This is a genomic window from Pseudomonas graminis (assembly GCF_013201545.1).
GTDB lineage: Bacteria > Pseudomonadota > Gammaproteobacteria > Pseudomonadales > Pseudomonadaceae > Aquipseudomonas.
In genome coordinates this window covers 4,074,270-4,086,653 of sequence record NZ_CP053746.1, presented here as the reverse complement: position 1 = coordinate 4,086,653, position 12,384 = coordinate 4,074,270, and the positions used below count along the sequence as shown (strand labels likewise).

The following is a 12,384-nucleotide window of genomic DNA, read 5'->3' as shown; positions in this document are numbered from 1 at the left end:
GGGGATGCCACCCGGCACCCCGTTTTGAGCGGGACTTTTCGAGCGCGAGACACCCGAATCGTCGGTTTCCAGCCTAGAAAGGCCCGTCTCGCCCCGCCTTCGGTTTTGCCTAACCAATACCCCACGCAAATGCTGGTTTCGTCAAATCACCCTCGATGTGAAGCTCTATCCCATCACTTCCAAGAGACGCCGACATGCCTACTCACACTCGCATCCGCATGTTCAACACCAAAGAAACCTATCCCAATCAGTCTCTTGACAACGACCTCTGCCAAGCCGTGCGCGCAGGTAACACGGTCTACGTCCGGGGACAGATCGGCACTGATTTCGCGGGCAACCTCGTTGGCCTGGGCAACCCTCAGGCCCAGGCTGAGCAAGCCATGAAAAACGTCAAGCAATTGCTGGAAGAAGCGGGTTCTGACCTCTCCCACATCGTCAAGACCACCACCTACATCATCGACCCCCGCTACCGCGAGCCGGTTTACAAAGAGGTCGGCAAATGGCTCAAGGGCGTCTTCCCGATCTCCACCGGCCTGGTTATTTCCGGGCTTGGCCAACCTGAATGGCTGATGGAAATCGACGTCATCGCGGTCATTCCGGATGACTGGACCGCCGCCTGAAACCCCAACCCCTCGCTGACGGAGTCGCCATGGCAACTACACAGATCGCGCCCTTTGAACCTGCGACAGTGGCCGTGGGCACGGCTGCAACAGCGAAGATCAACATCGCCGTGCAACTGGACAACGTGCTCAAGCGTTTTGGTGACTCGATTGCGCTGCATGAGGTTTCGCTGAAGATCCGGGAAGGTGAATTCGTCACCCTGCTCGGCCCGTCGGGCTGCGGCAAGACCACGCTTCTCAACCTGATGGCCGGGTTTGTCGATGCCGACAAAGGCGAAATCTTCATCGACGGCCAGTTGGTCACCGAAACCCCGCCTTATCAGCGTGAGATTGGCATCGTCTTCCAGAACTACGCGTTGTTCCCGCACATGAACGTGGCCAGGAACATCGGTTATGGGCTGCGAATGCGCGGCGTGCCAAAGGGCGAAATCGCCGAGCGCGTCGAGCAGGCGCTGGCGCTGGTCAAGCTGCAAGGCTACGGCGAGCGCAAGCCGCGCGAGCTCTCCGGTGGGCAGCAGCAACGTGTCGCGCTGGCCCGGGCGCTGGTGATCCGGCCCAAAGTGTTATTGCTGGACGAGCCATTTTCAGCTCTGGACAAGAACCTGCGGCTGTCGATGCAAATCGAGCTCAAGGACATCCAGCGCAAGCTCGGCGTCACCACAGTGTTCGTCACCCATGACCAGAGCGAAGCGCTGAGCATGAGCGACCGAGTGGTGGTCATGTCTGCCGGGCATGTCCGCCAGATCGGTACGCCGGATGCGATCTATCGTCATCCCGAAGCCCCCTTCGTCGCCAGCTTCGTGGGCGACGTCAACGTACTTCCGGGGCGCTACTTGAGCCGCGACGAGCTGGCGACCCTGGCCTTTGGCGACAGCGTACTGCGCTTGCCACCCGAGCGGGTTCATGCCGATGTCGGCGCGCGAGTGGACATTTATGTGCGCCCGGAGAACATCCGCCTCGGCGCACTCGGCGCCGATACGTTGCTGAGTGCCACCGTGGTCACCCATGTCTTTCAGGGTGATCACGTCGATATCCACCTGGACGTCCCTGCCTTGGGCCAGACCCTTCTGTTCGTCCGTCAGTCCGGGCTCGACGCTCTGACTCGCTGGCCGATAGGTGCGGCGGCGGGCCTGAGCTTCGATGAAGAAGGCGTGTGCGCTTTCGCCGCCGACGTCCCGCCCCTTTCCTGAATTCGAGCATTCCATGACCACACGCCATCGCATCAACCGCCACCTCAGCGTCTGCCCTCAAGCCTGCGGGCAGCTCTTATGAGTGCGCTTCCCAACACCATCACCGCGATCATCGCCCGTGAACCAGGCGGCCCTGATGTGCTGCAAAGCGTGCAACGCCCGATGCCCGCGCCACAACCCGGTGAGTTGCTGATCCGCGTTGCAGCCGCAGGCGTCAACCGTCCGGACCTGATGCAGCGCAGCGGCATGCCGACGCCGCCCGGCACCCCTGACGTGCTGGGGCTTGAGGCGGCGGGCACAGTGGTGGCCGTGGGTGACGGCGTTCAAGACTTCAAACCCGGCGACCGCGTCATGGCATTGCTCAACGGTGGCGGTTATGCGCAGTACTGCGTCGCCCTGGCCGCCTGCTGCCTGCCAGTACCCGATGAGCTGCCCCTCGAAGACGCCGCAAGCGTGCCCGAAGCAGCCTTCACCGTGTGGCATAACCTGTTCGAGCTGGGCCGTCTGGGCGCAGGCGATACCGTGTTGATTCATGGCGCCGCCAGCGGCGTCGGCAGCTTCGCCGTGCAATGCGCCCGTGCGGCGGGCGCGCGGGTTATCGCCACCGCAGGCGGCGCCGACAAGGTGCTGATGCTTAAGGCGCTGGGCGTCTGGCGTGCAGTTGATCGCCATCGCGAAGACTTCGTCCAGGTGATCGCCGAATGCACCGAAGGACGCGGCGTCGATGTCGTTCTCGATAACGTCGGCGGCCCGTACGTGGCGCGCAATCTTGAGGCCATGGCCGCTGGCGGGCGCCACGTCAGCCTGTCGTTCCTGCAAGGGGCGAAGATCGAGCTGGACCTGCAACTGCTGATGCGCAAGGGCCTGAGCCTGACCTCGTCCACACTGCGGCCCAAATCTGTCGCGGAGAAGACGCGTCTGGCGACCTGCATTCGCGCCAACCTGATGCCGTGGATCGTCTCGGGTCAGGTTCGGCCGCTGATCCACACCCGCATGCCCCTCGAACAGGCCGCGCAAGCGCACCGCCTGCTGGAGAGCAACGCCAATATCGGCAAAGTGCTGCTGATCGCCGATGCCTCCTGATGCCTGACTCGCTTGACGGCCTGCAGGCGCGACAACCTGACATCGTCACCGGAGAGCCCATGTTCAAACTGTATTACGCCGCGACTTCGCCCTACGTGCGCAAGGTGATGATTACCGCCCACTGCCTGGGACTGGAGGGGCAGATCGAGAAACTTGAGTCCGCCGCCCACCCGATCAAACGCGATGAGCGCATTGCACATTTCAATCCGCTGGCGAAGGTGCCGGCGATGCAGACGGCTGATGGCCTGGATCTGTACGACAGCCGGGTGATCTGCGAATACCTCGACACCCATGCTGGCGGCCCGCTGTTCCCGCGCGCAGGCACGCAGCGCTGGGTCAGTCTGGTCCGACAGGCGTTGGGGGACGGTCTGCTGGACGCCGCCATGCTTGCCCGCTACGAAACTGTTGCCCGGCCCCTCGACAAGCAATGGGATGGCTGGCTCGACGGGCAACTGACCAAGATTCGAGCCGTGCTGGTCGACATCGAGAACCAGGCACCGCAGTACAGCGTCGTGCCCGATGACATTGGCCTTATCGCCATCGGCTGCGGCCTCGGTTACCTAGATTTCCGCTTTGCCCACCTCGACTGGCGGTCCGACCACCCCGCCACCGCCGCGTGGTTCGCCATCTTCGACCAACACCCCGCGATGGTTGCGACTCGCCCTGTTGAATAACGCCCTGGAGTGAATCATGCCCCGTACCGTGTTTTTCCTTAACGGCCCCAACGCCAACCTCTACGGGCTGGACACTAAAGGCACCTACGGCAGCGAAAGCTTTGCCAGCATCGAAACCCGCTGTCTGCGCCACGCCGCCGAACTGGGCTTGCAACTGGAGTTTCGCCAGAGCAATCACGAAGGCGTATTGGTGGACTGGATTCAGGAAGCGCGCCTGCACGCCGACGCCGTGATCATAAATGCTGCCGGCCTGAGCTATAGCTCGGTGCCGATTCTCGACGCGCTGCTCGCCTTCGACGGCCCGATCATCGAAGCGCACATGAGCAACATCTGGAAGCGCGAGAGTTTCCGTCATCACTCCTACGTGTCCAAGGCCGCCACCGGGGTCATTGCGGGGCTCGGCGCCCTCGGTTATCGACTGGCGCTCACGGCGGTGGCGGAACTATTGGACGTGCAGACCGGTGAAGCTCAGTCACTGGGGGCCCAACCATGACATCGACCCTGGTGTTTTACAGCGAGCACGACAGTTTCGAAGAATGGAGCGCGCTGCTCACCCCGCTGCTGCCTGGCGTGCGCATCTGCCAGCCCCATGACGTCAACGACCCGGACAGCGTGCACGTGGTGCTCGGGTGGAAACCGCCGCAGGGTTTCTTCGCGCAATATCAGCAGCTCAAATTGCTGGTCAACCTGGGGGCTGGCGTCGATTCGCTGGTGGGTCGCGATGACTTGCCGGCCGTGCCGATCACACGTATTTCCGATCCCGATATGGGTCGCATGATGGCCAGCTACGTGCTCTTTGCGGTGCTGCGTTATGCCCGCGACATCCCGGCCTTCGAACGCGCCCAATGCGAGCGGCGCTGGCACTACTTGCACCCGCGCTTGCCTTCCAGCGTGCGGGTCGGGGTGCTGGGCTTGGGAGAGCTGGGCTCCTATGCAGCGCTCGAGCTGGCGCGCCAGGGTTTCGATGTGCGCGGCTGGTCACGTTCGGAAAAACAGCTGGATAACGTTACTTGCGTGAACGGGATGGCCCGTCTGGACGGCTTCCTTGGCAGCAGCGACATTCTGGTGGTGATGCTGCCACTGACGCCGCAAACCCATGGCTTGCTCAACGCCGAACGGCTGGCTCTGTTACCCAAGGGCAGTTGCTTCGTCAACGTCTCCCGGGGTGCCATCGTCGATCAGCATGCGTTGACCGCTGCACTCGCCAGCGGGCAGATCAGCGAGGCGACACTGGACGTGTTCGATCGCGAGCCGTTGCCGCCCGAGGACCCGCTCTGGGCGCTGGACAACGTGCTGATCACACCCCATCTGGCTTCGGTGGCCATACCAGCCACCGCCGCGCAGCAAGTGGCCGACAACATTCAGCGACTCAATCGAGGTGAGCCTGTGCTGAATCAGGTTGATCCGGCCCGCGGTTATTGATGCCCAAGGACGCTTGAGTGACTGCGTCACAAATTCCGATGCACAAGTACAGCAAAGCCTGTTTTACCGATCCAGTGGCGCCACTCCATGATGGTCCCCTCGAACCAATGCGCGTCTACAGGGTGTGCACGCGCGTTGGCAAGACGTCCTCCTCTCCGTATAGCCAGAAGGAATAGAACATGCTGCGTAACGTCATTGCGTTGACCTTGTTGAGCGCGAGCCTGCTGGCCGCCGCGAATGCCAACGCCGCCGACAAACTGGTAGTCAGCACTTGGGGCGGCAGCTTCAAAGACCTGATCGACGAAGCCATCGGCAAAGCGTTCACCAAGCAGACCGGCGTTGAAGTCGAGTACATCACCGGCGGCACCATCGACCGCCTCAACAAGGCCAAGCTCGCTGGCACCGCCGAGTCGGACCTGACCTTCACGACGTCCCATGTAGGCTGGCTGTACACCAACGACAAGCTGTTCGAAACCCTGGACATGAGCAAGATTCCCAATGCCGCCAACCTGGTGCATCAGGCCAGATTGAGCCCGTCGCACATTGGCGTTTGGGGCTACGTCTACACCATCGGCTATCGGCCGGATCTGGTACCCAAAGGCGTGGCCTTCGACAGTTGGGCGGACCTGTGGAAGCCCGAACTAAAAGGCACGCTGGCCCTGCCCGACTGGGACCCGAGCCACATCATCGCGGTCTCGGCAAAGCTCTCGGGCAGCGACGCCGAGCACTGGAAAAAAGGCGAGGACAAGCTCAAGGCGCTGATTCCCAACATCAAGTCGTTCTACACCAACGACGCCAACAGCCAGCAGTTGATTGCCACCGGCGAGACACCGGTGCAGGTCATGCTGTCCATGAACGCCTATCACATGATGGAAGAAGGCGTGAACATCAAGCTCGCCATCCCCAGGGAAGGCGCGGTACTGGGCGTTGATGCGATGGGCATAAACACCGGCAGCAAGCACGCAGACCTGGCTTATACCTTCATGAACATCGCCTTGTCGCCAGAAGTACAAGCGAAGATCGCCAGGATCAACCGTGGCAGCCCGGTGGTGACCAATGCCCATGTCGATCCGGAAGTCGCAAAGCTGCCGGGGATGCTCACAACCCCTGCTCAGTGGGACGCGACCCTGAACATCGACCCTGAGCTGCGCGCCCGGAAATCGGCAGAATGGCGCAAGTGGTTCTCTGAAAACATCATGGCGCACTGAGTGCTGGAACAGCGCCAGGATTTGTATTGTTTCCGCCGCCCGCTTTATTGGCTGCCTGCATGGAAGACCCCATGACTCGAAGACCTGCGTTTGTCCTGTGGTTCGTGCTGCCGTCGGCGTTGACCGCCATCGGCCTGACGATCGCGATGCTGACCGTGCTGCAATACAGCGTGCGCGCCTACGTTCCAGGCTCACTGGACGTGGGCGGGTTCACGCTCGATAACTTCCAGGATCTGCTCAAGAGTCTATATGCCCAGGCGTTCTTCAACACCGTGTCCTTGAGTTTCAAAACGGCCCTGTTTGGCCTGTTGCTCAGCTATCCGCTGGCCTACGCGCTGGTCCGTACCCGCACTGGCTGGCTGAAGTCGAGCATCCTGATTATCGCCATCACCCCGCTGTTCCTCGGCGAAGTGGTGCGCACCTACTCCTGGATCATTGTGCTGGGCAGCAGCGGTTTTCTGAACAGCCTGTTGCTGGCCATGGGCGTGATCGACACACCGCTGCGATTGATGTTCACCCAGACCGGCGTGGTCCTGGCATTGGTTCACGTGACAATGCCGATCATGGTCCTAATGCTCGCCACCGGGCTGTCGCACATTGATCCGGCCTACGAGAAAGCCGCCACCAGCCTGGGCGCCGGGCCAATTCGCGCGTTTCTCACGGTGACGCTTCCGTTGTCATTGCCGGGCATCGTCGCCAGCCTGACGACCGCATTCGCCTGGACCTTCAGCGCTTTTGCCACGCCGCAGCTGATCGGCGGTGGCAAGGTCAGCACCATCGCCACGCTGGTCTATCAACTGGGCTTTTCGTCTTTGAATTTTCCGTTCGCTGCGGCACTGAGCGTCGCGGGCCTGGTGCTGACGATCTTGCTGCTGACGGCGCTCAAGCGCATGACGCGCTCCCTGCACCCCGTCGGAGGCCATTGAGATGACGCGTTCCAATCGCGACAAATGGCTCGGCCACGCGGGCCGCCTGCTGGTGGGGCTGATTCTGCTGTTCGTGCTGCTGCCCACGATCGTGGTGATCATCTCCTCGTTCAGCAGCACCTCAGTGCTGTTCTTTCCGCCCAAAGGCTGGTCGTTGCGCTGGTTCGATCGAGCCCTTGCCTACGACGATTTTCGCAAGGGGTTCTACGCCGGGCTGATCGTCACCGCCTGGGCCTCAAGCCTCGCAGTGGTGATCGGTACGATGCTCGCCATCGCCATCCATCGCTTCGATTTCCGCTTCAAGCGCCTGCTCGAAGGCGTGTTGCTGTCGCCGCTGTTCATCCCGCATTTCACCATCGGGCTGGGGCTGCTGATGCTGGTGGCGCAGCTCAATCTGGGGCGCGGATATGCGCTGGTGATCTTCTGCCACATTCTGCTGGTGCTGCCATTCGTCCTGCGCAGCCTGTATGTGTCTCTGCACAATCTGGAACAGCGTATCGAGCTGGCCGCCGCCAGTCTTGGGGCCTCGCCATTGCGGGTGGTGTGGACCATCACCGTGCCGCTGATGATTCCGGGGCTGTTCGGTGGCTGGCTGTTCGCAGCCATTTTGTCGTTCAACGAATTCACCGCCTCGCTGTTCGTCACCACCCAGGCCAACCAGACCTTACCGGTAGCGATGTATAACTACGTGCGCGAATTCGCCGACCCGACCCTGGCTGCGCTGTCGGTGATGTACATCGCCGTGACCGCAACATTACTGATGCTGGCCAATCGTTTTCTGGGATTGGGCCGCGTGCTGAATGTCGAAGGGGCACGCTGAACGCGGCCCTGAATTGTTCATCTATCGCCCGTTGAACGGGCGCCGAATACGTATCAGAAGGATCGGACACCATGACGTTTTCCATCATTGGCCGCTGCGCCGAAACCGGTCAGCTGGGCATCGCCATCAGCTCTTCAAGCATTGCCGTCGGCGCGCGCTGCCCTTGGTTACGTCCAGGCGTAGGCGCGGTCGCGACCCAGAACATCACGCTGCCAGCTTTGGGCAGCCATGTGCTTGATCAGCTGGAGCTTGGCCTGTCACCCGAACAGGCGACTGCCTCCGTGCCGGCCTACGACGCGTTCAGCCGGTTTCGTCAGGTGACTGTCATCGATCATCAGGGCAACACCGCGATCTTCAACGGCACCGAAACCCTGGGCTGCGTGCACTCGGTAGCGGGTGAACAATGCGCCGGCGCCGGGAACATGCTGGCCGATACGGCCGTCATCGATGCAATGGTCAAGGCCTTCGAAACCACTGGCGGGCAATTGGCCGATCGCTTGATCGCCGCCATGCAAGCCGCGATGGCGGCCGGTGGCGAAGCGGGCCCTGTGCATTCAGCTGCCTTGAAAGTGGTGGGCGACGTGAGCTGGCCGATCATTGACCTGCGCGTCGACTGGGCCGAGGAAGATCCAATTACAACGCTGGCCCAATTGTGGACCGCCTACCGCCCGCAAATGCAGGACTACCTGACGCGGGCCCTCGACCCGACCCAGGCGCCGAGCTACGGCGTACCGGGAGACGAATGAATGAGCAGCCGAGAGATTCTGGCGGCACTGATCGGCTTCGACACCACCAGCCGCGAGTCCAATCTGCAATTGATCGAGTTCGTTCGCGCTTACCTCGCCGGGCATCAAGTGCCCTGCGAATTGATTTTCAATGATGAGGGCAGCAAGGCCAATCTCTTCGCCACCCTCGGTCCGGACGACCGGCCGGGGGTGGTGCTGTCCGGCCATACCGATGTAGTGCCGGTGGATGGGCAAGCGTGGACCGTGCCACCCTTCGAACTCAGTGAAAAGGACGGCAACTTTTACGGTCGCGGCGCAGCCGACATGAAAGGCTTTATTGCGTGCGTGCTTGCTGCCGTACCGGGTCTTCTCGCTAAGCCACTGCGTATGCCGGTGCATATCGCCTTGTCCTACGATGAAGAAGTCGGCTGCCTGGGCGTACGCAGCCTGCTCGCCGAGTTGGAACAGCGTGCGATCAAACCTGCGCTGTGCCTGATTGGTGAGCCCACTGAACTCAAGCCAGTGCTCGGTCACAAGGGCAAACTCGCGATGCGCTGCGATGTACACGGCGCGGCCTGTCATTCGGCCTATGCCCCACAGGGGGTTAATGCCATTGAGTACGCCGCTGAGCTGATCGGTGAGCTGGGTCGCATCGGGTCACGATTGCGTGCCGTGGAATTGCAGGATGCCCGCTTCGACCCGCCCTTCTCTACCGTACAGACCGGCCTGATCAGTGGCGGCAAAGCGCTGAATATCGTGCCTGCCGACTGCAGCTTCGACTTCGAGATACGCACCCTGCCCGATCAGAATGCCCACGATGTCGCCCGGCAACTGGAGCAATACGCGCGTCAGCACGTGGTACCAGAAATGCAAGCAATCAACGCTTCAAGCGATATCCGCTTCTCCCAGCTGTCCGCCTATCCAGGGCTGGCGACGGATGCCCGTGGCGAAGCGGCCAAGCTGATTGCCGAATGCTGTGGCTCCGGGAATTTCACCACTGTGGCGTTCGGCACCGAGGGCGGGTTATTCGATGCCATCGGTATAGCGACAGTCGTGTGCGGGCCCGGGAGCATGGATCAAGGGCACAAACCCGACGAATTCATCAGCGTAGAGCAACTGGATGGCTGCGATCGCATGCTCGAACGCCTGACTCAGGCACTACGCGCCTGAGACTGGAACGACCGATGGAAACCGCGGCAGGGATCAAAACATCACTGCATCAATTGTCCGAGCGTCTGGAGGCGATTTTAGCTGGCGGGGTACTTGTTTTCGAGGTGGCCGTTGCTCTCGCATTCGTTCTCTCAAGGAAAACGGCTGGCAGGTCTCCGGCAAATAGAAGAAAGCGTATCCGCTCCTGGACCACACTGATCGGGCCGAACGTGTGGTGGAAGCCGTGCGCTCGGCATTCGAAGAACGAGAATCGGGTCGCAGCGAAAAGTGATTGATTCACCCAGCCCGTCCGCCCAAAGCCAACCCGCCACCACCGCCCGCCTCACCCCAAAACGCCTCCGCCGCCTGACTCAGCTGCGCCTTCGGCCGGGTCAGGTGAATTTCCAGCGGAATGTCCCAGCTTTCATCCAGCGCTCTGACCAGGCGCCCTTCCAGCACTTCCTGCTCGGTCAGGCTTTTCGGCAGCCACGCCACGCCTTTGCTTTCCAGGGCCATCGACATGAGTACGGCCGCAAGGTGGCTGCTGAAGAGCGGTTTGAGGTGAAGGTAATCTTCCTTGCCCCGCAGTCGGTGGGCGACGATGCGCCCCAGCCCGGATTCATGGGTGTACGCCAGATACGGCAACGCCGCCGGCGTGGTGCCAAAGCGGGTCGATGTGCTTGCCAGGGGCACCAGCACGTCCTCACCGACCGTCTTGCTGATGAACTGATCAGGCGCCAGCAGCGGCGGCACGTCGGGGTGGCGATGGCAGAGCAGAAACTGCACCTGGCCGTGGATCAGCATCTGCTCACAGACGGCCATGCTGTCGGAGTGCAGCTGCACGGCCTCGATGAGCGCGGCGTTTTCCGAGCTTCGCAGCCACTTGGGAAAGAAAGTGAACGACAGCGAATGCGTGGCCGCGAACTTGAGTGAGCGCGCCGCCATTCCGGCCACTTCCTGGGCCTCGTTGCGCATCCGGTACAGGTGCCGGGCCGCCTCCTGAGCGCTCGGCAGAATTTGCCTTCCCGCCTCCGTCAGCGTGGCGCCCTGAGGCGTGCGCACGAATAACTCCACGCCCATCCAGTTCTCCAGCGAGCGAACTCGGCGGCTAAAGGCCGGCTGGGTAACGTGCCGTGCCTCGGCGGCACGGACAAAGCTGCCGTACTCCGCAAGCGCCGAGAGATCTTCAAGCCAGACGAGTTCCAAGGGGCCATGCCTCCTGTGCATAGGGTGCGGCATTAATAGCATTGGGCGGGCGTCGTCGCAAAGCCTAACGTGGGGCCACGAACAACAAGAGGAACCTGTCATGCGCATCGTCGACATCCGTGAAAAAACCGTTTCCATTGCCTCGCCCATCGCCAACGCCTACATCGATTTTTCCAAAATGACTTGCTCGGTCGTGGCGGTGATCACCGATGTGATCCGCGACGGCAAACCTGTTATCGGCTATGGCTTCAACTCCAACGGTCGCTACGGCCAGGGCGCGCTGATGCGTGATCGCTTCCTGTCGCGCGTCACCGAAGCCGACCCCGACACCCTTGTCGATCATGAAAACAACAACCTCGACCCGTTCGCCATCTGGAAAACCCTGATGACCAACGAAAAGCCAGGCGGTCACGGAGAGCGCTCGGTCGCCGTCGGCACCATTGACATGGCGGTCTGGGACGCGGTCGCCAAGATCGAAGGCAAACCGCTGTATCGCCTGCTGGCTGATCGTTACCGCAACGGCGTGGCCGACGACAAAGTCTGGGTCTATGCCGCGGGCGGCTATTACTACCCAGGCAAGGACCAGACCAAGCTCAAGGCGGAAATGCAGAGCTACCTGGATCGCGGCTATGACGTGGTCAAAATGAAGATCGGCGCCGTGCCCCTGGACGAAGACATCCGCCGCATCGAAGCGGTGCTTGAGGTGGTGGGTGATGGTCGTCGTCTGGCGGTCGATGCCAACGGCCGTTTTGATCTGGAGACGGGCATTGCTTACGCCGAAGCCATCAAAAAGTACAACCTCTTCTGGTACGAAGAAGTCGGTGACCCGCTGGACTACGCACTCCAGGCCGAGCTTGCCAATCACTACGAACTGCCCATGGCCACCGGTGAAAACCTGTTTTCCCATCAGGACGCCCGCAACCTGCTGCGCCACGGCGGCATGCGCCCTGATCGCGACTTTCTGCAGTTCGACTGCGCGCTGTCCTACGGACTGGTGGAATACATGCGCACGCTGAAGGTGATGGAAGACATGGGCTGGTCGTCACGGCGCGTGGTGCCCCACGGTGGTCACCAGATGTCCTTGAACATCGCCGCCGGCCTGCACCTGGGCGGCAACGAATCCTACCCGGACGTGTTCCAGCCCTTCGGCGGTTTTGCCGACGGGATCAAGGTGGAAAACAGCTACGTCGGATTGCCGGATATTCCAGGTGTAGGGTTTGAAGCGAAGTCCGCCTTGTACGCCGTCATGCGCGAGTTGGGTGAAGGCTGATCAGACCGCGTCTGCGGCCCTTTTTGAAAGAGGCCGCAGACACACGCGTCATTCCTGACGCCACGCCACATGCCCATCACAACAATAAAAT

The 12,384-nt window shown here is 61.5% G+C and carries 13 protein-coding genes; 12 read left to right on the top strand and 1 reads right to left on the bottom strand.

Annotated elements, in window-relative coordinates:
- The first annotated feature begins 194 nt into the window (after window positions 1–194).
- The 11 genes from FX982_RS18320 to argE all read left to right on the top strand — a co-directional run bounded on the left by FX982_RS18320 (window position 195) and on the right by argE (window position 9,838).
- Window positions 195–620 (top strand): RidA family protein, encoded by a 426-nt coding sequence (locus FX982_RS18320; protein WP_172611932.1) that lies wholly within the window; start codon window positions 195–197, stop codon window positions 618–620.
- Window positions 621–649: 29 nt separating this feature from the next.
- Complete coding sequence (locus tag FX982_RS18315; RefSeq protein WP_172611931.1) at window positions 650–1,810, top strand: ABC transporter ATP-binding protein; 1,161 nt, start codon at window positions 650–652, stop codon at window positions 1,808–1,810.
- A 78-nt stretch (window positions 1,811–1,888) separates the two neighbouring features.
- On the top strand, window positions 1,889–2,893 hold the full coding sequence (locus FX982_RS18310; protein WP_172611930.1) for an NAD(P)H-quinone oxidoreductase: 1,005 nt from the start codon (window positions 1,889–1,891) through the stop codon (window positions 2,891–2,893).
- A complete protein-coding gene (locus FX982_RS18305; protein ID WP_254074818.1) occupies window positions 2,893–3,567 on the top strand; it encodes a glutathione S-transferase in 675 nt (224 codons plus the stop codon). The genes FX982_RS18310 and FX982_RS18305 overlap by 1 nt, the downstream gene beginning before the upstream one ends.
- Before the next feature lie 16 nt (window positions 3,568–3,583).
- A complete protein-coding gene (locus FX982_RS18300; RefSeq protein WP_172611929.1) occupies window positions 3,584–4,060 on the top strand; it encodes a type II 3-dehydroquinate dehydratase in 477 nt (158 codons plus the stop codon).
- A complete protein-coding gene (locus tag FX982_RS18295; protein ID WP_172611928.1) occupies window positions 4,057–4,989 on the top strand; it encodes a 2-hydroxyacid dehydrogenase in 933 nt (310 codons plus the stop codon). The genes FX982_RS18300 and FX982_RS18295 overlap by 4 nt, the downstream gene beginning before the upstream one ends.
- A gap of 179 nt (window positions 4,990–5,168) precedes the next feature.
- The gene (locus FX982_RS18290; protein WP_172611927.1) at window positions 5,169–6,197 is read left to right on the top strand and encodes a polyamine ABC transporter substrate-binding protein; all 1,029 of its coding nucleotides are present in this window, start codon (window positions 5,169–5,171) and stop codon (window positions 6,195–6,197) included.
- Window positions 6,198–6,268: 71 nt separating this feature from the next.
- Window positions 6,269–7,123 carry an ABC transporter permease gene (locus FX982_RS18285; protein WP_172611926.1) on the top strand — a complete coding sequence of 285 codons (855 nt, stop codon included), beginning with the start codon at window positions 6,269–6,271 and terminating at the stop codon, window positions 7,121–7,123.
- A gap of 1 nt (window position 7,124) precedes the next feature.
- A complete protein-coding gene (locus FX982_RS18280) occupies window positions 7,125–7,943 on the top strand; it encodes an ABC transporter permease (protein ID WP_172611925.1) in 819 nt (272 codons plus the stop codon).
- Between the two features lie 71 nt (window positions 7,944–8,014).
- A complete protein-coding gene (locus FX982_RS18275; RefSeq protein WP_172611924.1) occupies window positions 8,015–8,689 on the top strand; it encodes a DUF1028 domain-containing protein in 675 nt (224 codons plus the stop codon).
- Window positions 8,690–9,838, top strand: a complete 1,149-nt coding sequence (gene argE, locus FX982_RS18270) for an acetylornithine deacetylase (protein WP_172611923.1) — start codon at window positions 8,690–8,692, stop codon at window positions 9,836–9,838. It begins immediately after the preceding gene.
- 276 nt (window positions 9,839–10,114) lie between these two features.
- Here argE and FX982_RS18265 read toward each other — a convergent pair whose 3' ends face one another.
- Window positions 10,115–11,023, bottom strand: a complete 909-nt coding sequence (locus FX982_RS18265; protein ID WP_172611922.1) for a LysR family transcriptional regulator — start codon at window positions 11,021–11,023, stop codon at window positions 10,115–10,117.
- Window positions 11,024–11,123: 100 nt separating this feature from the next.
- Here FX982_RS18265 and FX982_RS18260 point away from each other — a divergent pair, with 100 nt between their 5' ends.
- Window positions 11,124–12,293, top strand: a complete 1,170-nt coding sequence (locus FX982_RS18260; protein WP_172611921.1) for a mandelate racemase/muconate lactonizing enzyme family protein — start codon at window positions 11,124–11,126, stop codon at window positions 12,291–12,293.
- The last annotated feature ends 91 nt before the right edge of the window (window positions 12,294–12,384 follow it).